Source organism: Pedobacter puniceum (genome assembly GCF_009674685.1).
GTDB lineage: Bacteria > Bacteroidota > Bacteroidia > Sphingobacteriales > Sphingobacteriaceae > Pseudopedobacter > Pseudopedobacter puniceum.
In genome coordinates this window covers 506,968-533,171 of record NZ_WKJI01000001.1, presented here as the reverse complement: position 1 = coordinate 533,171, position 26,204 = coordinate 506,968, and the positions used below count along the sequence as shown (strand labels likewise).

Here is a 26,204-nt window from a genome sequence, read left to right as displayed (position 1 = left end):
GGTGTTAGTTGGTTAGTTGGTTAGTTGGTTAGGTTGTTAGCTGTAGTGCTTTATTTTACAGTACTAGAATAAACCTGTTTATCATGATTTCAGAATTTGTGAGCTAATATCCTGAAAAGCATATTTTACTAAATACAAATCACGGCAGACGCAAATTTGCAGAACATTTACTTCCTAAATTTATAGCTCTTCAACCTATTAAAATAATCTTCCATATCAGAATCATTTATATAAACACAAACTAGTCTTTTATACTCGGATAATTCACAAAAGATATATCATATTACGTTTGAATGAGCTTGCCTTCAAAAATCTATTACCCAAAAGCACAAATCATCACTCTCTTTAGCCCTTTTTAAAAACTTGTGCTAAACAGCTACTTAAATATTTTAAATGATTTTAGAATTAAATAAACCCTAAGAATAAAAAAATATATATTTGACCAAAAAACATAAATCATCTCTCATGATCTCGCTAAGTCAGATTTTCACAGAAGCTTTTGCATCAGTTGGTATTACAGTTAATGGAAAACAGCCTTGGGATATACAAGTTCATAATCCTAAACTATACAATAGAATTATATCTGGTGGCTCTATAGCCTTTGGTGAGGCATATATGGATGGCTGGTGGGACTGTGAAGCTGTTGATGAATTTTTGCACCGTGTTTTATACCATCGTTTAGATAAAAAACTACCTAGAGATTTAAATACCCTGTTTTATTATTTAAATGCAAAGTTTAAAAATATGCAGGATAAAACTAGAGCAAAAGAGGTTGCTTATAAACATTATGATATAGGTAATAATCTTTTTGAGAAAATGCTCGATTCTAGAATGATGTATTCTTGTGCTTATTGGGAAAATGCAAATAACCTTGAGGAAGCCCAGGAAGCAAAACTAGATTTGATTTGCCGTAAGTTAAAATTAGAAAAAGGAATGCGAATTTTAGAGATTGGCTGTGGCTGGGGCGGTTTTGCAAAATACGTAGCTGAAAAATATGAGGTTTCAGTTGTTGGTATTACCATATCAGAACAACAGGCAATTTTAGCAAGAGAAATTAATAAAGATTTGCCTGTTGAAATTAGAATACAAGATTATAGAGAAGTAAATGAAAAGTTTGATAGGGTTGTTTCTATTGCTATGCTTGAAGCAGTTGGCTACCGAAACTTTAGAACCTATATGGAAGTTGCTGCTAAGAATCTTGAAGATGATGGCATATTTTTAATACATACTATTGGGGGTAATTATGATGCTAAAACTACCGACCCATGGATTGATAAATATATATTCCCAAATGGAATGTTACCATCTGCAAGTCAATTATCAAAAGCATGGCAAGGTCTTTTTGTATTAGAAGACTGGCATAACTTCGGCACATACTATGACCCAACTTTGATGCAATGGCTTAAGAAGTTTGAGGAAAGCTGGGATAGCTTAAAAGATAGTTACGATGAACGCTTCTATCGAATGTGGCGATATTTCCTATGTGCTAGCGCTGCATCTTTCAGGTCTAGAAAAAATCACCTTTGGCATATCGTTTTAACAAAACCTGCTCGTTTAGGGATCTATGATTCTGTAAGATAAACGGTAGAAGTATCCCTTTTCCGGAAGTTGAAGATCATATAGTCTTATTATACACTCAATCAATACTTCTGATAGTAAGCTTTTATAACGGCTTGCGCTTTTTTGTTTTGTGGGGTCCAGTCGTTGTTTTGGATGGGGTCTATTCTTCTGAAAGAGGAGTACCATTTCCATGCGAAACCTCCTGCAAACCAAGGTTCTTTCCATAAACTCAAGAAAAGTGCTTCGTAAGCATTGGCTTGTGCCTGTTGGTTGATATTTCTTTTTTGATGTTCTGCTTCCCAAGATTTCCATGCAGGTTGCTCCATACTGCGGTAACCATATTCTGTAAACAAGATGGGTTTGGCTACCTCTTTACTAAATTTCGCTAGCTCTTGCTGGTAGGGTTTCCAGGCTTTAACCAGTTCTTTAACGCTAGGTTCTTTAGCTTCTGAGATTGGGAAATAGCCGCTAATACCTATAAAATCTAAAGCTTGCCAAAAGGTAATTTGTTGGTAATCATCCCAATTTGCGCAATAGGTTAACTTCCCTTGGTAAACTTTTCTGATATCCGCGATAAGCTTTAACCAAAATTTTGGGCGTTTAATGGCTGCATTTCTATACTCGGTACCAATACAAATCATATCGGCTTGCTCTTGCTTGGCTAGTTGTGCAAAAGTTAAGATATACTTTTCATAATCTTGCTCCCATTGCTGCCATTGGGCTTCGGTGACTAAATCAAAACTGCCTATCCATGCGCCTCTTTGTAGCCAAACCTGTGGTTTTACCATTACTTTTAATCCGTTAGCATGGGCTTGTTTAATGGTGGCTTTTACACCTTCTAAAGACTCGCCCCAGTACTGCCTTTCAGGATGATAAATAACGGCAGGCTCGTTTACATTTGAAAAAGCATAAGGAATAATGGCTACCCAACCAGCATGAATACTTTTAATTTCTTTAGACCAAGTATCGTCAACCACACGTGGGGGCGCAACAAAACTTATCCCGTTGATTTTATCTTTTACCCAAACGGCATCTTTCTTCTGAGACTCGGCCTGTGAGCAAGAGAATAACAGCAAAGCAAAAACGAGTAGTATTTTATTGCTGCCAATACGCATATCTAGAAAGGTCTTTTAAAATGAGATTTCTACTGTCCCAAGTAGTTTGTTTCATGAGAACATTAGGATAAGCTTTAGCAAAATAATAACTATTAACTTTGCCACTTTCTAAAGTAAGCTCAACCTTCCAAGTGTTGGAAGCTTTATCATCGATAATTTTAAAATTGGCATCGTAAACCGTTAATTTACCTACTTTACTTGAGATTTGACTTTCTAAAACCGAAGCAGAGAAAGCTAAGCCATCTTGAAATTTTAAAGCTCTTAAAGTGTATGGCAATTGGTCTTCTAGTAAAACGCCTGCTGCTATTTGGGTTTTACCATCGCCTTCGTTATCCCAATAAGAGTGATAATTTAAGTTAATGCCTTTACTGTCTTGAAGATATTCTTTAAAAGTATTGCCACACCATTCTTGCGAGCTGGTAGTCATTTTATCCAATACCAAAGCGTTTTCTCTGAGGAAAAACATAGAAGTTAAGAAATGATAAGGATAATTATCCGTAGGGATACGAGCAAAAGCATTTACTTTTAACACTTTATAAAGGTCTTTACGCTGGTAATCATCGGTTTTAACCCTAAAAGCTTTATTAAAATCTTCTGATACGGTGATGTAGGTATAATCAAAATCTCTTACTTTACCATAAATGCTGCGTTTTGCTTCATAAACAGCTACTTCTGCTAAGCCATCATCCCAATGTTTTTGGTTGGCCCAATCCTGATGAAAGTAAGAACTGATGGTTGCAAACTGATTTCTTTTTTTGTCTTGTGTTTGCGCTTTCTCCTTACAAGAAAAGCAAAATAATACCAATATGATAAGTATATGTTTCATCTCTTTTAAATGTTGATATATGATGAACAAACTATTGCTATTAATGTTCAACCCTTCAAAAACCACCTAAATTAAACATCCAGACTTCAAACTGCGGACCACGGACTACGAACAGCTGTCTACCCAACTTTCAAACTCAGCACCCAAACTTCAGACTGCGGACCACGGACTGCGGACTCCCCAACTTACCTCACCTGCCCATTACCCGTCACATACCATTTTTCTGTCACGAGTTTTTCTAATGCAAAAGGACCACGAGCATGTAATTTTTGGGTAGAGATACCTATTTCAGCACCTAAACCAAACTCGCCACCATCGGTAAAGCGGGTTGAGGCGTTAGCATAAACAGCCGCTGCATCAACATCATTCATAAATATTTCTATCAATGCTTGGTCTTCTGAGATGATGGCTTCAGAATGTTTAGAAGAAAACTCGCTGATGTGTGCTAAAGCTTCCTCTATCCCATCCACAACCTTAACAGAGCATTTTAGGGATAAAAACTCGCGACCGAAATCTTCAGCCTCTGCTCTTTGTAAGAAAGGATATTTTAAATCATTCAAGATTTGATGAGCATAATCATCAGCAAAAATCTCTACTGCATAAGGCAGCATATCATCGGCAACCAATTTCAATAAATCTGCAGCAACACTTCTATCAACCACTACAGTGTCTAAAGAGTTACAAACAGATGGCCTGCTCACTTTAGCATTAGTGATGATTTTTGATGCCTTTTCTAAATTAGCAGTACTTTCTACATATGTATGGCAAACACCAGCACCAGTTTCTATAACAGGTACTTTAGCGTTTTGTCTTACAAAATCTATGAGTTGTTGCGAGCCTCTAGGGATAATAATATCTACATATTTGGTTGCTGTAAGCAATTCTTGCACATATTTACGGTCTACCGGCATTAACTGTACAATATCAGGATTTAACTGATGTGCCTTTAAAACATTACGGATAATATCTACCAAACAGATGTTGGTAAAATAAGCATCGGTACCACCTCTTAGCAAACAAACATTACCAGAGCGTATACATAAAGCAGCTACATCTATGGTTACATTCGGTCTCGATTCATAGATTACCCCCACAACACCCAAGGCAACTGTTTTCTTTTGCACTTTAAGTCCGTTAGGTAAAGTTTTTTCTGATAAAATTACCCCTGTTGGATCTTCCAAAACAGCTACTTCATTTACACTTTTAGCCAAACCAATAATTCTATCGGCAGAAAGTAGCAACCTATCCTTTTTAGGGTCGGTATCATCCATTTTCTCTAAATCCTTCTGGTTTTCGGTAATAATTAAATCACTATGTTTAATTAAATCTTTAGCCAAATCATGCAAAACAGCCTGCTTTTTATCGGCAGACAGGTTTCTGATAACTGTTGTTGCTTTGGATGCTGCTTTTAATATATCCTGAATATTTTCCATTGCTTATAAATATTAAAGTAAAACGATGTCATCTGCATGTGCAATTTCCAAGTTTTGCTTTTTGGTATCTGAACTTAAAATTTTTGAATCTATTTTAGATTTTGCTACCGCGAATGCTAGGCCTTTCTCGTCTAAAATCTCGAATACCTCGCCAGCCTCAAAATCTCTCAATACTTTTTTAACACCTACAGCAAGTAAACTATGTCTTGCTTTTAAGGCTTTTTGTGCACCATCATCCACCTGAATTTTTCCGGTAACCAAACTACCGCTGGCCAACCATTTATTTCTAGACGGAATGTTACAAGGTTGTGCCAAACAAACCGTACCTGTTTCTCCTTTAACGGCTTTTAAAATACCATCTTGTGTGCGTACACCAAAAATCACAGCTTTTATACCCATTTGGGTGGCTAAACGGGCAAAATTCAACTTAGATGTCATCCCGCCTAAACCAACGGCAGATTTCTCTTTCTTTGCTAGCGATAAAGCTTCTTTATCTATCACTTTTATCTCTGGGATAACTTGTCCATCAGCATCTAAAACACCTGGTACAGAGGTGCTGTATAAAATCTGCTCGGCACCAAAACCAACGGCTATTAAGGTTGCCAATTCATCGTTATCAGAAAATTTAAGTTCGAGGTTACTTACCACATCATTTTCATTAGCAACAGGTATAATACCGTTTTTCCAGAGCTCTTCATACGTTTTTTTAAGCTGTAAAAACTGGTCTCTGTTAGAAAAATGATGACGCTCGCACAAGCTTTGTGCAATAGCTAATTGAAAAGGCGCAAAATATTTAGAATAGGTTTGCAATAACAAAGGGTTACCAATTGCAGCTGCCGCTTTACGCTCTATTAAAGTACCTGCATATTGTTGTAAATGCTTTTTACCGGCTGCCACAGCACCAGAAGAAACTAAAACAATATTATAATTTTGATGCAATAGCGCAACCTGACGAGCTATTTCACTCACTACCAGTTCATCAAGCTCTCCTTTACTAGTGGTAATGGATGCCGAACCAAATTTGATAACGATTATGGGCTTCTTCAATCTATTTTTATTTGAAGCGTAAAACTATAAAAATTTGAATTGAATTAGGTTAAATCAGTGCAATTAAAGCTGCTTTTTTAGTGGTTCTATTTTTGTTTAACTCATGGTATGGAATCTAAAAGAAAGAGATTTATAAAGCATTTAAAACATTTTACTTTATTTGCCAGACTTGCTTTTGAGAATTTTAAGAAAAACGACCCTTTACGTTTAGCCGCCTCCACAGCTTTTTTTGCAACTTTTGCCCTCCCTGCTATCATTGTTGTGCTTTTACAATTGTTTGGGATGTTTTTTAACCGAAGAGAATTTGGGCAAAATATCCTAGAAAAGCTCTCTGAAAACTTGGGGACAGTTAGCGCAGATGAGATAAGAAGTATCCTAAGAAATATTTATGCCATGAGTGAGACTTGGTACATCACCGTTTTGGGGTTTATTTTCCTGCTTTTTGTCTCTACTACCCTATTTATCATCATCAGAAACACCATAAACCAATTATGGAGTATCCGAGTAAAAGAACATCCCGGATTTAAATTTCATATCAAGCAAAGGGCAAAATCTTTAGGGATTATCAGCTTAGGTGGCTTATTACTCTTTATAGTATTTTTGTTAGAAGGGATAAGAATTTATCTGGAAAAAGAATTTGGCTACCTACCCATTTTAGGAAATTTTCTTAACGAGTTGATTTTTTTAACCGTAGCCACCACTTGGTTTAGCATTGCATTTAGGTTCATTGCTGATGGCAGACCATATTGGCGTATCAGTTTTTTAGGAAGCACTTTTACAGCTATACTGTTTACAGTAGGAAAAATCATTTTAAAAGCAGTCCTCATTAACTCAAACATTAATGAAATATATGGTACTTCTGGCGCTATCTTGTTGGTTATGCTGTACATTTTTTACTCGTCTTTTATTTTTTATTATGGCGCTTGCTTTATACAAACCATGAGCGAAGAACTCAAACTTCCTATCAAAACCACTCGTATGGCTTATAAATTTAGACTAGAAGAAATTAAAGGCCTTGCACCGTAAAAACAACGGTATTAAAATTGTATTTCTAGGTCTAAACATCTACATCTACTATGACGGTTATAGGCGAATTAATAAAGAAAGCTATATCCCTTTCGGGATGGGTAAGTACCGATGAACATCCTGCAAAGGCACAAAAAGAAGTTTTAAAAAAACTACTAGAACAAGCCAAACATACGGCATTTGGTAAGCATTATCATTTTGAAGATGTTTTAAATGCTGATGCTTTAGAACAGGCTTTTCAGGCGCAAGTACCCATTCATGATTATGATAAAATACATGCCGATTGGTGGCATTATTTAGCTAAAGGCCATCAAAATATTACTTGGCCGGGCACACAGCAATATTTTGCTTTAAGTAGCGGCACTACCAGTCATAGCAAGCAAATCCCGGTAACGGATGATTTATTAGAAGCCATTAGAAAAGCAGGCATACAACAGGTTTTAAGTTTGAGAAATTTTGATTTACCTGCCTCATTTTTTGAAAAACAAATCTTGATGCTGGGAAGCTGCACACAACTAATTAAACAAGGCGAATTTTTAATGGGAGAAATTAGTGGTATTAGCGCAGCCAATCTTCCTGTATGGTTTAAAGGATATTATAAACCCGGACAAGAAATTGCCAGTATTGAAGATTGGGATTTACGAATAGAAAAAATTGCAGAGGAAGCCCCAAACTGGGATATTGGCAGTCTATCAGGTATTCCTGCTTGGATAGAACTGATGCTAAAAGCCATTATAGAAAAACATCAGCTTCAAAACATCCACCAAATTTGGCCTAATTTAATGGTTTACACTACTGGTGGCGTTGCCTTTGAACCTTATAGAAATAGTCTGGAGAAATTATTGGCTCATCCTTTAATTTATATCGATACCTATTTAGCGTCTGAAGGTTTTATTGCAATGCAAAAAAGACCTCATACAACAGCAATGGCCTTAACTTGCAACAATGGTATTTTCTTTGAATTTGTGCCTTTTGAAGAACAATTTTTAGATGAAAATGGCGCTGTAAAACAAGATGCACCTGTTTACACTTTAGAACATGCAGAAGAAAATAAAGAATATGTTTTGCTGATTTCTACAGTTGCAGGTGCTTGGCGTTATATGATTGGTGATACGGTGATGATTACAGATAAAACAAAAGCCGAAATAAAAATTACAGGTAGAACAAAGCATTTTTTAAACGTAGTAGGTTCGCAATTATCTGTCCACCAGATGAATAAAGCCATTGCTATGGTAGAGCAAGAATTTGATTTAGAAATTAAAGAATTTGTTGTTGGCGCCGTAAAAAAAGATGATGCTTTTGTTCACCAATGGATTTTAGGATGCCATAAAGATGATGATGAAAAGGCTATAGCTGCCTTTTTAGATAAATGCTTACAAAACTTAAATAAAAACTATACGGTGGCTCGCTCTAAAGCACTTAAAGCGATTGAGGTTCGCATAGTACCTGTAGACTATTTTTATTTATGGAGTGATGAAACCAAGAAAATGGGCGGACAGGTAAAAATACCTCGGGTAATGAAAGAAAATGAGCTTCTGGATTTAGAAAATTACTTTTCATCTTTAGAGCAAAAGCAGCTAAACACAAATTAAAATCATTGATAATCAGTATCATAAGAATAAACACAAAAAACAGCGCAGGAATTTTGTAGGGATGGCATCTAAATCATATCAAAACAAAAAAGATATGAAAACTAAACTATTATTTTCCTGCTTTATCATTCTTTCATTAGCATGCAAAAAAAGCTCGACCACCAGCGAAGAGGCAACGCCAAACACCAACACCACAACTGTACCAGATGTATATAAGAAAATTTATGGTGCACAAGACATTTACATTGAAGGCAACTTTGTTGTTATTAAAGTGAATGGTTTACCAGACCACAACAGCCCTTATTATCAAAACACAACTTGGAGCAGTAAATACGAAGCTTACAATGGCACAAACGCTGCTTTTAATAAGAATCCAAATAAAATTGCCTCTTTTAACTATACTTTTAAAATCCCTTTAAACCCGCAGGTAGCCACTACGCACCGGGCTACAGCATTAGGTGCTATTGGCGTTTCTTTAAACGGAGTGCCTATTTATAATCAATACGCCGGACCAAATAATCAGCCTTTAACTGGCGAGATTAATAGTTTTGACCAATATGCAGGACATCCGCAACAGCAAGGTGCTTACCATTACCACGTAGAGCCTACTTATTTAACTACTGCAAAAGGTAAAAATGCTTTATTAGGCTTTCTTTTAGATGGTTTCCCGGTGTATGGACCATTAGAGAATAACAGAACGGTTGTAAATGCAGATTTAGATGAATTCCACGGACATACGCATGCAACTGCTGATTATCCAAACGGAATTTATCATTATCATATCACCAGTACAGATCCTTACATTAACGGAAGTGGCTATTATGGTACGGCAGGCACTGTTACGCAGTAGTTTTTTATGCTTTTTTTGGTTGATGGCTTGTAAAAACCCCCAGCTAAAAATTTATCATGAAGATGATATCAACCTTTTTACCAATGGTGGCATCACTACTTTAAATGATAGCATTTTTAGCGGTATAGTGATAGGTTTTTATCCCGAAAGTAAAGATACAGCCAGTATCAGAAGCTTTGTTAATGGCAAAGAAGAAGGGGTTTGGAAACAATTTTACGAAAGTGGAAAATTAAAAGAAAGCAGAGTTTTTGCAGCTGGTAAAAAAATTGGAGAGTATCGTTTATGGTGGGAAAACGGTACTAAAAAAGCTATTTATAGATTTGAAAATGATGAGTATGAAGGAGAATCAAGAGAGTGGAACCCTGAAGGCAGACTCATCAGAGTTATGAACTATAAAGCAGGCTATGAAGAAGGTTTGCAGCAACTGTGGTACGATAACGGAAAAATAAAGGCCAATTATCAAATCATCAACGGAAGAAGATTTGGCTTATTAGGAACTAAAAATTGTGTAAATGTTAAGGATAGTATTTTTTAAAATTTTTATAGTTACGATAAGTTTTTTAGGGATGATGGCTTGCCAGCAACAAAGCCAGCAACAGCTCCCCTATTATAATACACCAGACTTTACACCGCATTTTATATCAAATCCGGATGATGTTGAGCGTAAAATTACACATCAAATTGGAGCCTTTAGTTTTACTAACCACCATCATCAAATAGTAACAGCAGAGAACATTAAAGGGAAGATACATGTAGCCAATTTTATTTTTACCAGCTGCGGTAGTATTTGCCCGGTGATGACTAAAAACATGTACAAAGTGTACGAGGCTTTTAAAGATGATGAACAATTTGCTATACTTTCTTATAGCGTTACCCCTTGGATAGATAGCGTTCCGAGATTAAAAAAATATGCAGCACAAAATAACATCACCAGTAAAAATTGGCATTTATTAACCGGTGATAAGGTAAAGATTTATGATTTAGCAAGAAAATCTTATTTCGCAGAAGAAGATTTAGGTTTTACAAAAGATAGCTCAGACTTTTTACATACAGAACATTTTGTTTTGGTAGATGCATCGCAAAGGATTAGAGGAATTTACAATGGTACACTTCCTTTAGAAATTACGCAATTAATAAATGATATAAAGACCCTTAAAAAAGGAGAAGAATGATTAAATAAATTTATGCAATTTGAGGCCAATTTAATAAACATTTAAATTGACCGAAGCGCAACTTATACTTCAACTAAAAAAAGGCGAAAGACAAGCTTATCAAACCTTAGTAAAAAGCTATCAGCATAAAGTTTATAATACGGCTTTAGGTTTTTTACAGGATAACGATGATGCGCAGGATTTGGTACAAGAAGTATTTATTGATGTTTACCATAACATTCATCAATTTAAAGAAACGGCAAAACTTTCTACTTGGATATACCGAATAACTATTAACAAATGTTTGGAAGAACTTAGAAGGAGAAAAAGAAAAAAGAGGATGGCTTTTATCATCAGTATTTTTGACTCAAACTATCAAACAGAAATTGATAAGTATAGCGATTTTGAACATCCAGGTATTAAACTAGAAAATAAAGAACATCATCAATACTTAAATGAAGCTTTACTGGCATTACCAGAACACTATAGAACAGTAATTGTACTTCATAAATTGGAAGGATTGGGGCAGCAAGAAATCGCTGATATTTTAGATAAATCGGTCTCTGCGGTAGAATCCATTATGGTGAGAGCAAAACAACAGTTAAAATTGTTACTGATAGATAAACTTAAAGATAAAGGTTAATCATATGAAAAATCAAGATATAAAGCATGTTGAAGACATTTTAAATGCCTTAGATGTTGTTGAAAAACAAGAAGCTCCCTTGACTTTACAATACCGTTTAGCCAATTATTCTTTTCACCAACATAGCCACAGTACAGCGGTTATTTGGAAATACGCGTTGGCCTCTTTTATTGTTATTTTTCTAACCTTAAATATTATTGCAGTTAAAATTTACAAGCAAAGGCAAGAAGCACAAAGCACCTACAAAGCTATTATTGATGATTATGGAATAGGGCAAAATATGCTTGAAAAAACAGAAATTTATGAATAATAAAAACAAAGATAATTTCTTTAAAATAGGCTTCGTATTTCTTTTTTTACTGAATTGCGTAGTGCTTTGGTATTTATTAAAACATACCAACCCGCAACCAGCTAGCTTAGCTACACCAGAAAATAATGACCGCATTATACAAGAGCTTAAATTTGATGCTAAACAAGAAAAAGCTTTCTTAGCATTAAAAAAAGAGCATGCAAAGGTTAATAAAGCCTTAAAACAAGAAAACCGTTTACTCAGACAAAGACTTTTTTCACTTCTTAAAGATAGTACCGTAAATCAAGACGAAAGTAAGGTTCTAATAGCTAAAATCAGTCAAAACCAAAAAGTATTTGAAGAAGTTACTTTTGAGCATTTTAGCAAAGTAAGAGCCCTTTGCAATCCTCAGCAACAGCAAAAATTTGATGAAATGATAGCGGGAATTCTGCACCATTTAATGGGAAACAAACCAGAAGGTCGTCCTGAGCAAGGCCCTCCACCACCACCTCATCATCCGCCGCATTAATACGCTGTAATATGCAACAAGTTGTGGAGTTTCTCTACAGCATACATCTATTACAAAAAAAATTAACAAACTCACTATCAAATACTTATGATATTAATTTTTGTTTGGCACTATTATCAAACCTAGGATAGTATCGTTAAACATTAAAAATTAAATATATAAGTTATGAGAAAGTTCATTTTAACAGCAGCAGTAGTAGCATTCGCAGGATTAGCATCCGCAGAAGCAAAATCTTTATCTTTTGAAAAAGTAGTGTTTGCACAAGATACTACCAAACAAGACACCACCAAGCAAGATACTACCAAACAAGACACTACTAAGAAAACAACACCTGCCCCACAAGAATCATTAACAGGTAATGCAGAAGTTGCACAAGACACCACAAAACAAACACCTACCCAACAAACACCAGCTACAGAGCAGTCTAATCCGGTAAATATGGAAGACCTTCCTGAGGCTGTTAAAACTACTTTAAAAGCAGACATTTTTAAAGAGTGGGTTCCTAGTTCTGCAACTTTAGTAAAATCAGAAGATAAAGAATATTACCAGATAGAGGTAAAAAAAGGTGAAGAAGTGAGAGCAATTAGAATTGGTGCAGACGGTAAAGTGGTACAATAAAAGCTACCTATTTTTAACAATTAACACACATATATGAAGCAAAAAGCCGGATTTTGGTCCGGCTTTTGCGATTTATGACCTGTACAGCACAGGGTTTTTATGGCAAAAATACTTATCGTTGAAGACGATATTACATTTTCACAACTTTTACAAGGTTTTTTAAAAAAACACCAACATATAGTAGAGGCTGCAAATACTATTAAAAGCGGACTTAAACTGCTTGATGAAAATTCTTTTGACCTATTATTGTTAGATTACCGTTTACCAGATGGTACAGGTTTAGATATTTTAAACCACGTTGCCAGTAAAAATCTTGGTATTTCTGCTATCATCATGACCAGTTTTAACGATGTACCAACTGCCGTGAAAGCGATGCGTTTAGGTGCTTTTGATTATATCACCAAACCAGTTAATCCTGATGAGTTACTCATGATTATGAGTAATGCCTTAAATAAAAAGGTGGAAAGTTTACATCAAAAAAATCCTACTTCAGAAACTGTTATTAAGGGTAACAGCCATGAGGCTAATAAATTATACAGTTATATAGATTTAGTTGCCCCTACGGATATGTCGGTTATTATTCAGGGTGAAAGCGGGACAGGTAAAGAATATGCAGCCAGAACCATTCATAACCAAAGTAATAGAAACCATAAACCTTTTATTGCAATAGATTGTGGTGCTTTGTCTAAAGATCTAGCCGCTAGCGAGCTTTTCGGGCATGTTAAAGGTGCTTTTACTGGTGCTTTACAAGATAAAAAAGGACAATTTGAAGTTGCTAATGGTGGTACTTTATTTTTAGATGAGGTTGGAAATTTAAGTTACGAAGTACAAGTAAAACTACTTAGGGCTTTACAAGAAAGAACCATACAACCTTTAGGCAGTACTAAACAAATTAAAGTTGATGTTAGAATTTTAACCGCCACCAACGATGATTTAACGGATAGCGTTGCTCGTGGAGATTTTAGAGAAGATCTTTATCATCGTTTAAACGAATTTAAAATTCAATTACCCCCTTTAAGAGAAAGAGGAAAAGATTTAGAACTTTTTATCACGCATTTTATTCAATTATCTAATCAAGAATTAAAAAGAAATGTAAAACAGCTGTCGCCAGAGGTTAAAGATTTATTATTGCGTTACTCTTGGCCAGGAAATCTAAGAGAGCTTAAAAACGTGATTAAAAGAATGGTACTTTTAAGCTCTACCGAAACGGCAGAAGTAAGTTCTTTACCAGATGAAATGCTTTTTACGGTGAACAGGCAACTCATAAAACAGCAAAACCCAACATCAGATTTAAAAGCTATTAACGAGCAAAATGAGAAGTTATTGATTACGCAAACTTTAGAAAAAGTACGTTATAATAAATCTAAAGCAGCCAAGCTTTTGAATATTGATAGAAAAACGCTTTATGCTAAAATTGAGCGTTATGAGATAGATTGAATGAGGATATGTGGCATTCACGAACAAGCGTCTCTGGGCCTCATAGGCGACCAGCCCTAGACAATTTTTCTTGAAAAAAATTGAACAAAAAACAAGGAACGAGTTCATGAATGCCTAAGAAAAAACATAAACAAAAAATGAATAAATTCTGCCTACCGGCAGGCAGGCAAGGCTGATGAATATTTGTCGTTCTGTCTAAATAAATCTTTATCCACAATCCTGAGTGGTGTGGATGGTTTTGCTTGATGATTACTTCTACAACGCCCGTTGGATTGTTTCTCGATACTGCTTAGTGAAAGTTTATGCAAAAGATTTATTTGCCTGCAATACAAATCTTCATAGCCCATCCTTCGTTCTTCGGAAATTCTGATTTAATATTATTGGAAGTTCCTAAATATCGCTTTTTAAGCATCTTTTTACTTTGTACTTTGTACTTTCTACTCTATACTTTGTACTTTTCTACTTCAGTTAGCCCGAAATAGCATTAATAATATCGTATTGGGTGATGATTTCTATTGTTCCTGTTTCATCCTCAACTAAAACTGCTGAGTTTTCTTTATTAATCATCCCAGAGATTTTATCTATTGAAGTATTTAAATCTACAAAAGGAAAAGATGCAGTTGCAATAGATTCTACTTTAGCCGACTTGATAGACGGATTTTCTAACAAAGCATTAAGCAAATCTCCTTCGGTAATTTTACCTATAACCATACCTTGCTGTGTCATCGGGATTTGAGAGATATTTAAAGTCTTCATGGTTTGAATAGCTTCTAAAACTGTTTTATTGCTATCAATAGTCACCATTTCTTGTTTTTCTCTTTTTGCAAGGATAGATTTTGCCGTTAATTTTTCATCCTGTAAAAAGCCTCGCTCACGCAACCAATCATCATTATACATTTTCGCCATATATCTAGAGCCATGATCGTGGAAGATAACCACCACCACATCATCTTTTTTAAGATGATGCTTTAATTGTAGTAAACCAGCAATAGCAGCACCGGCAGAATTACCTGCAAAAATGCCCTCTTTACGAGCAATTTCCCGTGTCATTAAAGCGGCGTCTTTATCGGTAACTTTTTCAAATAAATCAATTAAATCAAAATCAACGTTTTTGGGTAGAAAGTCTTCTCCAATACCTTCGGTGATGTAGGGATAAATCTCTTTTTCATCAAATATTCCTGTTTCTTTATACTTTTTAAATACAGAACCATAGGTATCTATACCCCATAATTTAATATCCGGATTTTTCTCTTTCAAATATTTACCCGCTCCGGAAATAGTACCACCAGTACCAACACCTACAACTAAATGAGTGATTTTCCCTTCTGTTTGCTCCCAAATTTCTGGTCCGGTTTGCTCGTAATGAGCTATAGAATTTGATAAATTATCATATTGATTGGGCTTCCAAGAATTTGGAGTTTCACGCTCTAACCTACTTGAAACAGCATAGTAAGAACGTGGATCTTCTGGTTCAACATCTGTTGGGCAAACAATAACCTCGGCACCAAAAGCCTTTAAAGCGTCTACCTTTTCTTTTGATTGCTTATCTGTAGTAGTAAAAATACATTTATAACCTTTAATAACTGCTGCTATTGCTAAGCCCATCCCGGTATTACCCGATGTTCCTTCTATAATAGTTCCTCCTGGTTTAAGCTTACCACTTTTCTCTGCATCTTCTATCATTTTTAAAGCCATACGGTCTTTAATAGAGTTGCCCGGATTGGTGGTTTCTATTTTTGCTAAAACAGTAGCATCAATATCTTTAGTTATTTTGTTGAGCTTTACCAAAGGAGTATTTCCTATGGTTTCGAGAATATTATTATACCACATAGCTTAAAGTTAACGATTTAAGTTCATGATAAATTGCTATTTCTCTAAAATCATTTTGCATAAAAAAGCCCCAGTTCTGAAAGAGAACTGAGGCCGGTATTAATGATCAAATGCGATAATCTAATTTAAAAGTAATAAAACAAGTATAATTCCCTAAAAATAGGGATATAACTAAGCTTCTTGTAAAACTTGATGTAAGCCCTGCCCTGCTGCTAGCAGTTCTTGTGTTATGGTTTTGGTGTAAGCTGTTATTTCGGCCTTAAAATCTTGAACAGAAGCACCAGACCTTATTTCTTCTAAGCGTTTTTCCCATTGCCCTGTAAGCTCTGCATGTGCTATTTTTTTATCTTTTACCACCTCATAAACCGCTAAGCCCTTTTTAGTAGGTACTAAATTCTTTTTCTCTCTACCAATATAATCTCGTTTAATTAGTGTTTCTATAATAGAAGCCCTGGTAGCAGGTGTGCCTAAACCGCTATCTTTCATTGCATAACGTAACTCTTCATCTTCTATATCCTTACCACACGTTTCTAATGCTTTAAGTAAGGTAGCCTCTGTATATAAAGGTTTTGGCTTGGTTTGCTTTTCTAAAACTGCTTTGTTAGTTACGGGTAAATACTCGTCTTTAAGTACTTTGGGTAAAGATGCATTTTCGCCCTCTTTCTTTTCATCATCAGGATCATTAAAAACAGAACGCCAACCAGCTGATTGTATCACCGTACCGTTTGCAATAAAATCAGCCCCAGAGCTTACACTAATTTTAGTTGTTTCTTTAATACACTCTTGATGAAAAGCTTCTAACATACGACCAACAACCATATCATAAACAGCTTGCTTATCTTCTGATAAATAGCCAGCATTTTCGCCTGTTGGTAAAATAGCGTGGTGGTCTGTTACTTTTTTAGCATTCACACTTCGCTTATTCAGCTTTACGGTGGCTAAATATTCGGCTTGTTTACCAAATTGTTGATGCTGCTGGTATTTGGCAATTAAAGCTGGTATACCAGCAAAAATATCATCTCCAATGTATCTACTTCCTGTACGCGGATAGGTAACCAACTTACTTTCATACAATTGTTGTAAAATGCTTAAGGTTTGGTCTGCCGTGTAACCTTTTTTCTTATTAGCTTCCTGCTGTAAGCTACTTAAATCATGTAGCAAAGGTGGTGGTTCTTTTTTAGCTTTTGCTTCTACTTTGGTGATATGCCCCCCTGTTGGATGCCCAGCTGCAACATCTAAAACCTGACCTAAAACAGTTTCTGCTTCTTCTTTGCTTTTATAATTCACCGCAGAGATAGCTCTAAAAAGATGACCATCTTTATTCAATTGTATGGCTACCTGAAAATATATTTGTGGTACAAATTGTTGAATTTCAAGGTAACGCTGGCAAATCATGGCTAAGGTTGGCGTTTGCACCCTTCCCAAAGAAAGTACGGCTTTGTTTCCTGCCGAGATACTTAAAGCTTGGGTAGCATTCATGCCTACCAACCAATCAGACTCTGAGCGGCAATGGGCAGAGTTGAAAAGCGTATCATAATCAGTCCCAGGTTTAAGGTTTCTAAAACCTTCTTTAATTGCAGCATCTGTTTGAGAAGAAATCCATAAACGGCGGAATGGCTTTTTACATTTCAGATAATAATAAATATATCTAAAAATAAGCTCTCCTTCTCGCCCAGCATCGGTGGCAACTATAATCTCTGTACACTCATCAAACAAGGCTTTTATAACATCTAATTGCTTTCTTACAGCAGGGTCTTCTACTACCCCATCTTTGGTTTTAATTTTCCTTACGGCCAGCTTAAATTTATGCGGAAGCATAGGTAAGTTTTGTTGCTTCCAACCGTAAAAGCCATAATCTTGTGGAGGTGCCAATTGTAATAAATGACCAAAAGCCCAGGTAAAACTGTAGCCTTTTCCTTCTATATAACCACCTTTTTTATTGGTGGCTCCAAAAACTTTGGCTAGTTCGCGGGCTACAGATGGTTTTTCGGCTATAACAAGTTTCATTTAAGATTTATACTGATAAGGGTACAAATCTTATGATAATAATTGATTAAGCAGGTTAATGTGAATAAATTTCTTGTGTGTGGATTTTTAAGCAGCAAATAAATGCAGAAAGGCCTGTATTACTACAAGCCTTTCCAATAAGATTTTTAAATTTTTAGATACTAGACTGGCTATCGTTTTCTTCTTCATCTTCGTCATCCAATAGCTCGTCATCTTCTAGCTCGTCATCCTCGCCAAAGTCTTCTCCATCTTCTTCCATTATTTCCTCCTCTGCATCTTCATCATACTCTTCTGGTAAGATAGACTCGTCTTCATTTACAGGACCAATATCTTCATCTTCTTCCCCTGCTTCTTCAAAAACTCTTGGATTGTTTTCGTTTTCTTGATCGTTGTTTCTTTCTCCCGGTTGACCTTGAGTTTGTTCATTAAACTCGTTTTGATTTTGATTTTCCATGATGTTTGTTTTTATAGATAGTGATTAATTAGATGTCTTCATTTTAGACAATTAGGAATATACAATTACCATGCAAAGATTATTGTAAGTAAAGAAATCATGATTTATCAACTAAAAACTGGAAATAAAGCATCAATAATAAGACGCTATAAAATCACTTTGAGTGATTAATATACAGTTCTTGTCAATTTAAAAACGATTAGCTAAAAATTAAACCCAAAATGAAAACCCGGCTCTCCGAAGACAAATTTAGACCATTTATCGTCTAGTTGTTTAAATCCGTTGGGCAGTTCTGTATGATAAAAACGGTGGGTAATGGCTATAGAGGGTTGAATAAAAAATTTGTCTTTAAAGAATTTAATATGATGACCAATACGGTAAGTATTAAAAATCTGGAAGCCATTATCTATTTTATTTCCCGCATTATTTACAAAAACTTGATGGCTAGGCATAATATTGAGTTCGGCATATAAAGCCTTCCAAAAAAATCTTTGATAGGCTACAGAAATACCATACTCTCTTACATAACCAGGAAATTTTTCTTCTTCTTTACCATATGCCTTATTTAAAAATGGATGAATACCATTGGGCCAAGCATATTTCCAAGTTTTGGGTTCTAAGGTTATCGCATCTTTTCCGCTAATGCGGTAGCCTATATTGAGTTGAACAAAGTCGGGAGGATTGGTAGTAGCTAAATTACCCAATAAAAAGATGGTGCTACCTATAAACCAGCGTTTATATGTACTGTCTGTTTGGTTGTATTGAGCTTTTAGATGAAGAGTGATCAACATCAGGATAAACCCTATAAATAAAATTTTCTTTTGCATTTTTTTGATGATATGTTTAACGATAAAGCAAAAGTAGATAGGTAAAACAAGTTAAAGGTTCACTTAAGTTAAGAAATGAACCTTAATGATTTTAGAAAAATGATGATGATGAATATTATCCTTCTTAGAAGAATTTATTAACTTAAGTTCATGATTAACTTATAAACTTAAGCTATCTTGCTTTTAAAAAACTTATATAAAAGCACCAGTGTAAAATATCTTTTATGGATAGGTTACAACTATATTTATCATGATTAAAGCTTATGAAAGCAGCTATTCATCAAACATACGGATCTCCTGAAGTTGTGTTTTTAACAGAGCTTGAAAAGCCTAGACCTAAAGATGATGAACTCTTGATAAAGATTTACGCTTCTACCGTAAACCGCACTGATGCGGGCTTTAGAAGTGCCGAGTATGTTATTTCAAGATTTTGGAGTGGTTTATTTAAGCCTAAATACCCTATTTTAGGTAGTGAATTTGCTGGTGTGGTAGAAAGCTGTGGAGTACAGGTATCTGAATTTAAGGTGGGCGATTTAGTTTTTGGATATAATGATAAAACCTTTGGTGGGCATGCAGAATATATCACGGTTAAGGAGCAAGATGCCCTAGAACGTATACCCTCAAATTTAACTGTATATGAAGCAGCTGCCCTTACCGAGGGCTCGCATTACGCTTTAAACATTATAAGAGCGGCAAAGGTGCAGAGAGGCCAAAAAGTTTTGGTTTATGGTGCTACCGGAGCAATTGGCTCTTCTGCGGTTCAACTTTTAAAATATTTTGGTGCCTACGTAACCGCTGTTTGTAATAGCAAAAATATAGCGCTTGTTAGAAATTTAGGTGCAGATGAGGTTATAGATTACGAAAAAGAAGATTTTTTAAAATGCCCTTATCAGTTTGATTTTATATTTGATGCTGTAGGAAAAAGTTCTTTTTCTATTTGTAAGCCACTGCTTAAAAATGATGGCATTTATATTTCTACAGAACTAGGTAAATACGCTCAGAATGTTTTTTTAGCTATCTTAAGTCCTCTCTTAAAAGGTAAAAAAGTTTTGTTCCCTATACCTCCTAGTTTATCTAAACAAGATATCAAATTTCTGGCAACACTTGCCCAACAGGGTTATTTTAAACCTCTTATTGATTGCTATTATACTTTAGATGAAATAAAAGAAGCCTACTACTATGTTGAAACTGGACAGAAAACGGGTAATGTTATTTTGAAAATTGCAGATATTAAACAACAGGTATAATTAAGCTTTTAAAAAAATTAGCATTTTTGACCTTTACCTTTTGAAGATTATAAAATGAACTTGAAAGACATTGAAATATTAAAAACACAATACCTTAAAGAAATGACTAGGCTGTTGAATTTTTCTGAAGAAGAACTAGCAGTTATTCATTCTTTAAATATTTTTAGAGCTTACAAAAAAGGAACAATTCTGCTGAAAGAAGGACAATTTTCTAAAACCAGTTATTATCTGATAAAAGGCTGCTTAAGAAGTTATTATTTAGTTGATGGAGAAGAAAAAATAACAGCTTTTTTTACTGAAAATGAACAGTTCTCTCCCTCCTGCATCATTACCAATAAACCATCTGAGCATTATGTAGCTTGTGTAGAGGATTGCTTGGTGAGCATTGGCACCCCAGAATCAGAAAAAATGATGCTAGAAAGGTTCCCAAGGTTTGAAAAAATATGCCGACTTTACTCTGAAGAACTTTTGGTGAAACAACAAACAGCTTTTGACCATTTCAAGATTGCTTCGCCAGAACAACGTTATATGAATTTTGTTAGTAGCAGACCAGATCTACTACAAAGAGTACCTCAATACCAAATTGCTAGCTATTTGGGCTTAACACCGCAATCTTTAAGTCGTATCAGAAAAAGATTAGTAAAAACAGAACAATACCTTCATAAGGTGGCTATTTAATTTATCATCTAAAATTTAGCTCCTTTTAATTTGGTAAAAAACCAAAAGCTTAGGCTATTTACCATAAGCTAACATTCTGGATTTGTTAACTTAAGTTCATGAATAGCAACATGTCTTTGCTGTAATTTTGTGATTGTATTTGATAAGAACATATAATCACAAACTTTAACAGAAAAACATGAAAATCTTAAGCACATTTATTTTAAGTATCCTTACCATTTCTTCATTTGCACAAAATGGAGCGTATTCCAAAGGCGATAAATTGTTAAACATAGGTATTGGCGTTAATTCTTATTACGATGGTGGAATACCTTTAGGAGCATCATTTGAAAAAGGTATTACAGAAAATATAAGCTTAGGAGCACAAGCAGATTATTTATCAGCAGATTATGCTTCTGTAAAATTTACGGCTATTTATGTTGGTTTAAGAGCTTCTTACCATGTTAATAAGCTACTGCATATAGAAAATGATAAAATAGACCTTTACGGAGGCCCAACTTTAGGTTACAGGAGCTTTTCATGGAAGGACGAAGACCTAAATTTAGGAGACGACTATGGAAGCGGATTATTTTTAGGCGTTTATATTGGAGGAAGATACTACATCAATAAGCATATAGGTTTATTTGCAGAACTAGGCGCTATTGGTAGTACCAATGCAAGAATTGGAGTAGCATTTAAATTGAACTAACAACCTTACATCTCTCATTAAAAAAACAAATACCATTATCTTAAAATTAAAAAAACATTATCATGAAAAACATCATCTTATTATGCATTGCCCTTTCTTGTGTTTTGCTTTCTTGTAAAAAAGAAGAAAATAATAGCAACAATAGTTCAAGAACGCTTACTTATGAAATAAGCGGAAATTTTACCGGAACCTTCTTTGCTGCCTATACTACGGCAACTGGTGGTACTACCAATGAGCAAATTACCTCATTACCATGGAGAAAAGAAATTACTTACACTAGTAATGTAACATCTGCCGCTATAGCATTAGTAGGAAACGGCGGTGTAGCCGGACAAAAAGTTACCCTAACTGTTAAAAGAGGAAATCAATTAGTAGGCACACCTATAGATGTTACAGCAAATTCATCAGGAGCTTTCTCTGAAACTGCTCCAGTTGTTGTTTTCTAAATGTAACTTATAATTACGACTAGGCATTGAATTTAGGTAATAAATGAGGAATGGAAATTTTTGATATCGCAAATTGCGATATCAAAGTATCCAACATACAGGGCTAACCTTATATGAAGAGATCGCTTCACTGCGTTCGCGATGACAAAATCGTGGTCTGCTATGACAAAGTGATGGTTTGTTTGTCAAGCGAGGTACGTGGCTTCTATTTTATACTTTGTATGAAGGGATCGCTTCACTGCGTTCGCGATGATAAAGCGTGGTCTGCTATGACAAAGTGGGCTATCCTTAAGATTATCTATGTTTAGCCATTTTCTTCAAACCACTTTACTATGGCTGGCATATTTTTCTCGAAACCACCTGGAATAAAAAAGTTAAGTACTCCGGCTTTTTCGTTTGTTCTATTTTCAAAGTCGTGTATCGTTTTTGCTGGTATCCTTAAGAAATCACCTTTTTCTAAGGATAACCAATTATTGCCTACCAATATAGAGGTTACCCCTTCAATTCCATAAAACACTTCGTCATGGTCTTCATGTTGATGGGCACCTGGCCCCGGCGTTTGTGGTGCAAGCCACCACTCTGAAATACTGTATTGATTGGCAGTTTCATTTTCATCTGCCTTAAAAACAGCTTTCATATTACCGCAATTATACTCCCTACCTTCTCCTGCTTTAAGAAATAATGTATCTGCTTTATTTTGTTTATGTATCATAATTTAGCTCGTTTCTGATTAAAAACATTTTTGTTTATAGCTGTAACATCCAAGATAATTTGGTGGAAATTATACCTTTTAACCTCTTATAGAGATGATTAAGATGTAAGGCTAAAACACAAAATAAACAGCCTTAGCCCCTGCCCTTATCCTTTAAAATTTGGATCATAATCTACCATCCACTCGATACCATATTTATCTCTAAACATACCAAAATAAGAACCCCATGGGCTATCAGCGATAGGCATTTCTATCTGTCCGCCTGCAGAAAGTCCGTTAAAGAGTTTATCTGCTTCCTCTTTGCTTTCTGCGCTGATAGCTATTTTACTCCTATTTTCGTTTTCGTTTACCGGACCTAAACTTTCAGGAACATCATTACCCATTAAAATGTTAGTTCCAATAGGCAGGGCAATATGTAGAATTTTATTTGCATCCTGTTCTGCCACTGGAAATTCTGGGCTAGAAAGGTCTTTAAGGCGCATAACTCTTAAAAATTCGCCGCCAAATACTGATTTGTAAAAGTGAAAAGCCTCCTCGGCATTGCCATTGAAATTGATATAAGGATTGATTTGTGCCATGATTTTATTTTTAGTTAGTGATTTTCCAGATTTCGGCTCTTTACCTAAACCTTCATACTTAACAGGACCGCTTCTAGCTTATCAAAGTTTTCCTCGTTCTTATCTACCACAAAAGGTTTTAATTTTTCACATTCCTCGGCTGTATCAAAAATCATTTTAAATACGAGTTTAGTTTGCTGATGGCTTATTTCTTCAAAGCTAGCTACTACCTGAAAGAGCGGTTTAGAATGTCTTTTCCATGCTATTAAAGAGGGTTCTATGATTTTGATGAACTCGCACTCGTTAGCATAATTTCCCTTATCTGGACCATGCATGATAAAACTCCATTTACCTCCCTCTCGAAAATCAAACTCATTAAAAGTGTTGGTAAAACCTTTAGGACCCCACCAGTTTTTAAGGTACTTAGGATTGGCCCAAGCTTGAAAAAGGTTTTGCTGTGTGGTATTAAAAACTCTGGTGCTTACAATCTCTTGGGCTGGTGTGGTATAGAAAATTTCTGCTGCCATTTTTTTACTATGAGTTTTAATTCCAAATCTCGTTCATTTCTGTGAGTATGATAGGCTTTCCATCAGTTACGACAATGGTATGCTCATGTTGAGCCATAAATCCTCCTTTATTACCAACCATAGTCCAACCGTCTGAAAGCGTTTCTGCATAGGTTGACTTTGTTGCAATAAAAGTCTCTATAGCCACAACAGTATTTTTTCTAAATCTTGTAAGGTTGAAACGGTCTCTGTAATTGGCAATCTCGCTTGGTTCTTCATGAAGGCTTCGTCCTACACCATGGCCTGTTAAATTTTTAATGACTTGATAACCTCTTTTCTTGGCTTCTGTTTCTATCAAATACCCTATATCTGAAATACGAACACCGCCCTTGATGTTGTGTATAGCTTTATGCAATATCTGTTTAGAGGCATTGATAAGGGTTTGATGCTGATAAATATCTTCTCCTAAAACAAAGGAGTTCCCATTATCAGACCAAAAGCCATTGAGTTCTGCAGAAACATCAATATTAATTAAATCACCCTCTTTTAGTTTTCTTTGTTCAGAAGGGATACCATGACAAAATTCTTGGTTAACGCTGATGCAAGTATACCCTGGGAACTGATAGGTTTTAAAAGGTGCAGAAAAGGCCCCAAAGTCGGCCAGTATTTTCCCTCCAAAGTCGTCTAGTTCTTTGGTAGTCATGCCGGGTTGAGCATATTTACACATTTCCTTTAAAGTGAAGGCAACAGCTTCACTAACCTTTTTCATGCCTAATAGCTCTGTTTCGTTGGTGATTGACATTGATGTTTATTATTGTGGTATATGTTCTGTTAATACTTCTTCTCCTGCTAGATTATAATAGCTACAAGTCATGTTACTGATATTGATTTTCCAATGTTCAATACCTGTATCAGCACACATGCGTATAAAGGTAAGATAATCTGTTTTTCCTTGTTGATGCGCCAACAGTTGAGCTTTAAACCCTTCCTCTTTTAAATCATGGTTGATAAGCATTGCTTCATATTTGGCCGGCACTTTTACAGTATAATCATTTCTGCCATGGTAGTCTATATGCCCATCTGCTACATAAGCTTCATAATGTGTAACGCCTAATGCTTTGATTTCTTTAATGTAAGCCGGAAAATCAGCTCCAGATTTTACCTTAGCATGTGCTGTTTGAATCTGTTCTACTGTAAACATATTTTGCATCTTAAATGAGGTTACAATTTAAATATTAAAACTTATTTAGGATGATTATTCAGCATCATTTAAAGAATTGACTCCCTCGGCTTTAAGCTTGGCCAAAGCTGCTTTCATAGCTTCAATTTGCTCATCGGGATGTCTTTGCCATAACGTTACCTCTCCTACTACTCTAAATGGTTGTTTAGAACGATAAGACTGCGTAGGGTTTCCGGGAAACTTTTTATCTGTTAAATCCGGATCATTTTCTAGTTCGCCGGTAGGCTCTACCAAATAAATTCTTTCTCTGCCTTCTCCCAAAGCTAGTTCTGCACCCCAAATTGCAGCATCTAAAGTTGCAGATAGAAAAATGTATTGTGCATTTTTTTGCTGTCCATAATTAGAATTAAAACCAACGGCTATATATTCACCTAGTTGAAGGTTTGCTTTGGTACCGTGAAAATAAGTTTGTGCAAAAGGTTTGGCTGCACCATTTAATAAAAGTTGCTGAGGTGTTTGTTGCATTTTAGGTTGATGTTTTTAATAGTCTACATGTCAAAGATATGGCTAATATCCCTAAAATTCCTGTCTTGTTTGCAGCTTATGGTAATAAACATAAGAAAGCATTAAAATACCTAAAATGATAAATGGGAAGAAGGTTTGAAAGTTGATACCATCAACAAAACCGTGGCTAATGGCCGCAAAAATAAAGTTGAAAGTAAAACCGGCATAGGCCCATTCTTTTATTCTTTTAGGGATTTGAGGGATGATAAGGATTAAAACGCCTACTATCTTAAAGACTACTAAAGCATTTCCAAAATAGGCTGGATAACCTAAATGCCTGATACCTTCTCTAGCAAGTTCTGTTTGTGAGGTAAGTGCAGGCATAACACCTTCAAATAAGGCGATGATGCTGGTGGCTACCCAATAAATAATTTTTTCTTTTTTCATGATGT

Annotated in this window: 30 protein-coding genes; 15 read left to right on the top strand and 15 right to left on the bottom strand. The window is 35.4% G+C overall.

What is annotated here, in order from left to right:
- Window positions 1–465: 465 nt before the first annotated feature.
- Window positions 466–1,581, top strand: a complete 1,116-nt coding sequence (gene cfa, locus GJJ64_RS02555; RefSeq protein WP_154286190.1) for a cyclopropane fatty acyl phospholipid synthase — start codon at window positions 466–468, stop codon at window positions 1,579–1,581.
- Between the two features lie 59 nt (window positions 1,582–1,640).
- Here cfa and GJJ64_RS02550 read toward each other — a convergent pair whose 3' ends face one another.
- The 4 genes from GJJ64_RS02550 to proB form a co-directional block, all read right to left on the bottom strand.
- Window positions 1,641–2,675 (bottom strand): glycoside hydrolase family 113, encoded by a 1,035-nt coding sequence (locus GJJ64_RS02550; RefSeq protein ID WP_154286189.1) that lies wholly within the window; start codon window positions 2,673–2,675, stop codon window positions 1,641–1,643.
- Window positions 2,656–3,501: a hypothetical protein gene (locus tag GJJ64_RS02545; RefSeq protein ID WP_154286188.1), complete on the bottom strand. Its 846-nt coding sequence runs from the start codon at window positions 3,499–3,501 to the stop codon at window positions 2,656–2,658. Before GJJ64_RS02545 ends, GJJ64_RS02550 begins: the two co-directional genes overlap by 20 nt.
- A 185-nt stretch (window positions 3,502–3,686) precedes the next feature.
- Entirely contained in the window at window positions 3,687–4,934 is a 1,248-nt protein-coding gene (locus GJJ64_RS02540) for a glutamate-5-semialdehyde dehydrogenase (protein ID WP_154286187.1), read from the bottom strand.
- A gap of 12 nt (window positions 4,935–4,946) precedes the next feature.
- The gene (gene proB / locus GJJ64_RS02535; protein ID WP_154286186.1) at window positions 4,947–5,981 is read right to left on the bottom strand and encodes a glutamate 5-kinase; all 1,035 of its coding nucleotides are present in this window, start codon (window positions 5,979–5,981) and stop codon (window positions 4,947–4,949) included.
- Between the two features lie 108 nt (window positions 5,982–6,089).
- On the opposite strand from proB, the gene GJJ64_RS02530 reads away from it, so the two are divergent.
- The 10 genes from GJJ64_RS02530 (at window position 6,090) to GJJ64_RS02485 (ending at window position 14,116) form a co-directional block, all read left to right on the top strand.
- Window positions 6,090–7,007 carry a YihY/virulence factor BrkB family protein gene (locus tag GJJ64_RS02530; RefSeq protein ID WP_154286185.1) on the top strand — a complete coding sequence of 306 codons (918 nt, stop codon included), beginning with the start codon at window positions 6,090–6,092 and terminating at the stop codon, window positions 7,005–7,007.
- 50 nt (window positions 7,008–7,057) lie between these two features.
- On the top strand, window positions 7,058–8,599 hold the full coding sequence (locus tag GJJ64_RS02525; RefSeq protein WP_154286184.1) for a GH3 family domain-containing protein: 1,542 nt from the start codon (window positions 7,058–7,060) through the stop codon (window positions 8,597–8,599).
- 94 nt (window positions 8,600–8,693) lie between these two features.
- Window positions 8,694–9,449, top strand: a complete 756-nt coding sequence (locus GJJ64_RS02520; RefSeq protein WP_154286183.1) for a YHYH protein — start codon at window positions 8,694–8,696, stop codon at window positions 9,447–9,449.
- Window positions 9,450–9,471: 22 nt separating this feature from the next.
- Window positions 9,472–9,984, top strand: a complete 513-nt coding sequence (locus GJJ64_RS02515; protein ID WP_195759205.1) for a toxin-antitoxin system YwqK family antitoxin — start codon at window positions 9,472–9,474, stop codon at window positions 9,982–9,984.
- A complete protein-coding gene (locus GJJ64_RS02510) occupies window positions 9,962–10,621 on the top strand; it encodes an SCO family protein (RefSeq protein WP_154286181.1) in 660 nt (219 codons plus the stop codon). The genes GJJ64_RS02515 and GJJ64_RS02510 overlap by 23 nt, the downstream gene beginning before the upstream one ends.
- 46 nt (window positions 10,622–10,667) lie before the next feature.
- Window positions 10,668–11,243 carry an RNA polymerase sigma factor gene (locus GJJ64_RS02505; protein WP_154286180.1) on the top strand — a complete coding sequence of 192 codons (576 nt, stop codon included), beginning with the start codon at window positions 10,668–10,670 and terminating at the stop codon, window positions 11,241–11,243.
- Between the two features lie 4 nt (window positions 11,244–11,247).
- Entirely contained in the window at window positions 11,248–11,553 is a 306-nt protein-coding gene (locus tag GJJ64_RS02500) for a hypothetical protein (RefSeq protein ID WP_154286179.1), read from the top strand.
- Window positions 11,546–12,061: a Spy/CpxP family protein refolding chaperone gene (locus GJJ64_RS02495; protein ID WP_154286178.1), complete on the top strand. Its 516-nt coding sequence runs from the start codon at window positions 11,546–11,548 to the stop codon at window positions 12,059–12,061. Before GJJ64_RS02500 ends, GJJ64_RS02495 begins: the two co-directional genes overlap by 8 nt.
- Window positions 12,062–12,226: 165 nt before the next feature.
- Window positions 12,227–12,679: a hypothetical protein gene (locus GJJ64_RS02490; RefSeq protein ID WP_052176898.1), complete on the top strand. Its 453-nt coding sequence runs from the start codon at window positions 12,227–12,229 to the stop codon at window positions 12,677–12,679.
- 99 nt (window positions 12,680–12,778) lie between these two features.
- Entirely contained in the window at window positions 12,779–14,116 is a 1,338-nt protein-coding gene (locus tag GJJ64_RS02485; RefSeq protein WP_154286177.1) for a sigma-54-dependent transcriptional regulator, read from the top strand.
- A 468-nt stretch (window positions 14,117–14,584) separates the two neighbouring features.
- Here GJJ64_RS02485 and GJJ64_RS02480 read toward each other — a convergent pair whose 3' ends face one another.
- From GJJ64_RS02480 to GJJ64_RS02465, 4 genes are all read right to left on the bottom strand, one after another.
- Window positions 14,585–15,946, bottom strand: a complete 1,362-nt coding sequence (locus tag GJJ64_RS02480) for a pyridoxal-phosphate dependent enzyme (RefSeq protein ID WP_154286176.1) — start codon at window positions 15,944–15,946, stop codon at window positions 14,585–14,587.
- Window positions 15,947–16,117: 171 nt separating this feature from the next.
- Window positions 16,118–17,953 carry a DNA topoisomerase 3 gene (locus GJJ64_RS02475; RefSeq protein WP_154286175.1) on the bottom strand — a complete coding sequence of 612 codons (1,836 nt, stop codon included), beginning with the start codon at window positions 17,951–17,953 and terminating at the stop codon, window positions 16,118–16,120.
- 154 nt (window positions 17,954–18,107) lie between these two features.
- A complete protein-coding gene (locus tag GJJ64_RS02470) occupies window positions 18,108–18,407 on the bottom strand; it encodes a hypothetical protein (RefSeq protein WP_154286174.1) in 300 nt (99 codons plus the stop codon).
- 203 nt (window positions 18,408–18,610) lie between these two features.
- Window positions 18,611–19,234, bottom strand: coding sequence for a hypothetical protein (locus GJJ64_RS02465; RefSeq protein ID WP_154286173.1), 624 nt, complete (start codon window positions 19,232–19,234; stop codon window positions 18,611–18,613).
- Between the two features lie 263 nt (window positions 19,235–19,497).
- On the opposite strand from GJJ64_RS02465, the gene GJJ64_RS02460 reads away from it, so the two are divergent.
- From GJJ64_RS02460 to GJJ64_RS02445, 4 genes are all read left to right on the top strand, one after another.
- Complete coding sequence (locus GJJ64_RS02460) at window positions 19,498–20,481, top strand: NAD(P)-dependent alcohol dehydrogenase (protein WP_154286172.1); 984 nt, start codon at window positions 19,498–19,500, stop codon at window positions 20,479–20,481.
- 54 nt (window positions 20,482–20,535) lie between these two features.
- Complete coding sequence (locus GJJ64_RS02455) at window positions 20,536–21,159, top strand: Crp/Fnr family transcriptional regulator (RefSeq protein WP_154286171.1); 624 nt, start codon at window positions 20,536–20,538, stop codon at window positions 21,157–21,159.
- Between the two features lie 178 nt (window positions 21,160–21,337).
- On the top strand, window positions 21,338–21,847 hold the full coding sequence (locus GJJ64_RS02450) for a hypothetical protein (protein ID WP_154286170.1): 510 nt from the start codon (window positions 21,338–21,340) through the stop codon (window positions 21,845–21,847).
- A 62-nt stretch (window positions 21,848–21,909) separates the two neighbouring features.
- Window positions 21,910–22,293, top strand: coding sequence for a hypothetical protein (locus GJJ64_RS02445; protein WP_154286169.1), 384 nt, complete (start codon window positions 21,910–21,912; stop codon window positions 22,291–22,293).
- 304 nt (window positions 22,294–22,597) lie between these two features.
- On the opposite strand, the gene GJJ64_RS02440 is transcribed toward GJJ64_RS02445, so the two are convergent.
- The 7 genes from GJJ64_RS02440 to GJJ64_RS02410 all read right to left on the bottom strand — a co-directional run bounded on the left by GJJ64_RS02440 (window position 22,598) and on the right by GJJ64_RS02410 (window position 26,199).
- Window positions 22,598–23,005 carry a cupin domain-containing protein gene (locus GJJ64_RS02440; RefSeq protein WP_154286168.1) on the bottom strand — a complete coding sequence of 136 codons (408 nt, stop codon included), beginning with the start codon at window positions 23,003–23,005 and terminating at the stop codon, window positions 22,598–22,600.
- Between the two features lie 146 nt (window positions 23,006–23,151).
- Window positions 23,152–23,583 (bottom strand): VOC family protein, encoded by a 432-nt coding sequence (locus GJJ64_RS02435; protein WP_154286167.1) that lies wholly within the window; start codon window positions 23,581–23,583, stop codon window positions 23,152–23,154.
- Window positions 23,584–23,627: 44 nt separating this feature from the next.
- Window positions 23,628–24,089 carry an SRPBCC family protein gene (locus tag GJJ64_RS02430; protein WP_154286166.1) on the bottom strand — a complete coding sequence of 154 codons (462 nt, stop codon included), beginning with the start codon at window positions 24,087–24,089 and terminating at the stop codon, window positions 23,628–23,630.
- Window positions 24,090–24,105: 16 nt separating this feature from the next.
- On the bottom strand, window positions 24,106–24,870 hold the full coding sequence (gene map / locus GJJ64_RS02425; protein WP_154286165.1) for a type I methionyl aminopeptidase: 765 nt from the start codon (window positions 24,868–24,870) through the stop codon (window positions 24,106–24,108).
- 9 nt (window positions 24,871–24,879) lie between these two features.
- Window positions 24,880–25,269 (bottom strand): DUF1398 domain-containing protein, encoded by a 390-nt coding sequence (locus tag GJJ64_RS02420; protein WP_154286933.1) that lies wholly within the window; start codon window positions 25,267–25,269, stop codon window positions 24,880–24,882.
- A 54-nt stretch (window positions 25,270–25,323) separates the two neighbouring features.
- Window positions 25,324–25,773, bottom strand: coding sequence for an NAD(+)--rifampin ADP-ribosyltransferase (gene arr, locus GJJ64_RS02415; protein ID WP_154286164.1), 450 nt, complete (start codon window positions 25,771–25,773; stop codon window positions 25,324–25,326).
- A gap of 51 nt (window positions 25,774–25,824) precedes the next feature.
- Window positions 25,825–26,199: a DoxX family protein gene (locus GJJ64_RS02410; RefSeq protein ID WP_154286163.1), complete on the bottom strand. Its 375-nt coding sequence runs from the start codon at window positions 26,197–26,199 to the stop codon at window positions 25,825–25,827.
- Window positions 26,200–26,204: the final 5 nt, after the last annotated feature.

Bases quoted from the DNA above. Each gene is read 5' to 3' on its own strand.
- cfa (WP_154286190.1), top strand. From the start codon at position 466: ATGATCTCGCTAAGTCAGATTTTCACAGAAGCTTTTGCATCAGTTGGT.
- GJJ64_RS02550 (WP_154286189.1), bottom strand. From the start codon at position 2,675: ATGCGTATTGGCAGCAATAAAATACTACTCGTTTTTGCTTTGCTGTTA.
- GJJ64_RS02545 (WP_154286188.1), bottom strand. From the start codon at position 3,501: ATGAAACATATACTTATCATATTGGTATTATTTTGCTTTTCTTGTAAG.
- GJJ64_RS02540 (WP_154286187.1), bottom strand. From the start codon at position 4,934: ATGGAAAATATTCAGGATATATTAAAAGCAGCATCCAAAGCAACAACA.
- GJJ64_RS02530 (WP_154286185.1), top strand. From the start codon at position 6,090: ATGGAATCTAAAAGAAAGAGATTTATAAAGCATTTAAAACATTTTACT.
- GJJ64_RS02525 (WP_154286184.1), top strand. From the start codon at position 7,058: ATGACGGTTATAGGCGAATTAATAAAGAAAGCTATATCCCTTTCGGGA.
- GJJ64_RS02520 (WP_154286183.1), top strand. From the start codon at position 8,694: ATGAAAACTAAACTATTATTTTCCTGCTTTATCATTCTTTCATTAGCA.
- GJJ64_RS02515 (WP_195759205.1), top strand. From the start codon at position 9,472: ATGGCTTGTAAAAACCCCCAGCTAAAAATTTATCATGAAGATGATATC.
- GJJ64_RS02510 (WP_154286181.1), top strand. From the start codon at position 9,962: ATGTTAAGGATAGTATTTTTTAAAATTTTTATAGTTACGATAAGTTTT.
- GJJ64_RS02500 (WP_154286179.1), top strand. From the start codon at position 11,248: ATGAAAAATCAAGATATAAAGCATGTTGAAGACATTTTAAATGCCTTA.
- GJJ64_RS02495 (WP_154286178.1), top strand. From the start codon at position 11,546: ATGAATAATAAAAACAAAGATAATTTCTTTAAAATAGGCTTCGTATTT.
- GJJ64_RS02490 (WP_052176898.1), top strand. From the start codon at position 12,227: ATGAGAAAGTTCATTTTAACAGCAGCAGTAGTAGCATTCGCAGGATTA.
- GJJ64_RS02485 (WP_154286177.1), top strand. From the start codon at position 12,779: ATGGCAAAAATACTTATCGTTGAAGACGATATTACATTTTCACAACTT.
- GJJ64_RS02480 (WP_154286176.1), bottom strand. From the start codon at position 15,946: ATGTGGTATAATAATATTCTCGAAACCATAGGAAATACTCCTTTGGTA.
- GJJ64_RS02475 (WP_154286175.1), bottom strand. From the start codon at position 17,953: ATGAAACTTGTTATAGCCGAAAAACCATCTGTAGCCCGCGAACTAGCC.
- GJJ64_RS02470 (WP_154286174.1), bottom strand. From the start codon at position 18,407: ATGGAAAATCAAAATCAAAACGAGTTTAATGAACAAACTCAAGGTCAA.
- GJJ64_RS02465 (WP_154286173.1), bottom strand. From the start codon at position 19,234: ATGCAAAAGAAAATTTTATTTATAGGGTTTATCCTGATGTTGATCACT.
- GJJ64_RS02460 (WP_154286172.1), top strand. From the start codon at position 19,498: ATGAAAGCAGCTATTCATCAAACATACGGATCTCCTGAAGTTGTGTTT.
- GJJ64_RS02455 (WP_154286171.1), top strand. From the start codon at position 20,536: ATGAACTTGAAAGACATTGAAATATTAAAAACACAATACCTTAAAGAA.
- GJJ64_RS02450 (WP_154286170.1), top strand. From the start codon at position 21,338: ATGAAAATCTTAAGCACATTTATTTTAAGTATCCTTACCATTTCTTCA.
- GJJ64_RS02445 (WP_154286169.1), top strand. From the start codon at position 21,910: ATGAAAAACATCATCTTATTATGCATTGCCCTTTCTTGTGTTTTGCTT.
- GJJ64_RS02440 (WP_154286168.1), bottom strand. From the start codon at position 23,005: ATGATACATAAACAAAATAAAGCAGATACATTATTTCTTAAAGCAGGA.
- GJJ64_RS02435 (WP_154286167.1), bottom strand. From the start codon at position 23,583: ATGGCACAAATCAATCCTTATATCAATTTCAATGGCAATGCCGAGGAG.
- GJJ64_RS02430 (WP_154286166.1), bottom strand. From the start codon at position 24,089: ATGGCAGCAGAAATTTTCTATACCACACCAGCCCAAGAGATTGTAAGC.
- map (WP_154286165.1), bottom strand. From the start codon at position 24,870: ATGTCAATCACCAACGAAACAGAGCTATTAGGCATGAAAAAGGTTAGT.
- GJJ64_RS02420 (WP_154286933.1), bottom strand. From the start codon at position 25,269: ATGTTTACAGTAGAACAGATTCAAACAGCACATGCTAAGGTAAAATCT.
- arr (WP_154286164.1), bottom strand. From the start codon at position 25,773: ATGCAACAAACACCTCAGCAACTTTTATTAAATGGTGCAGCCAAACCT.
- GJJ64_RS02410 (WP_154286163.1), bottom strand. From the start codon at position 26,199: ATGAAAAAAGAAAAAATTATTTATTGGGTAGCCACCAGCATCATCGCC.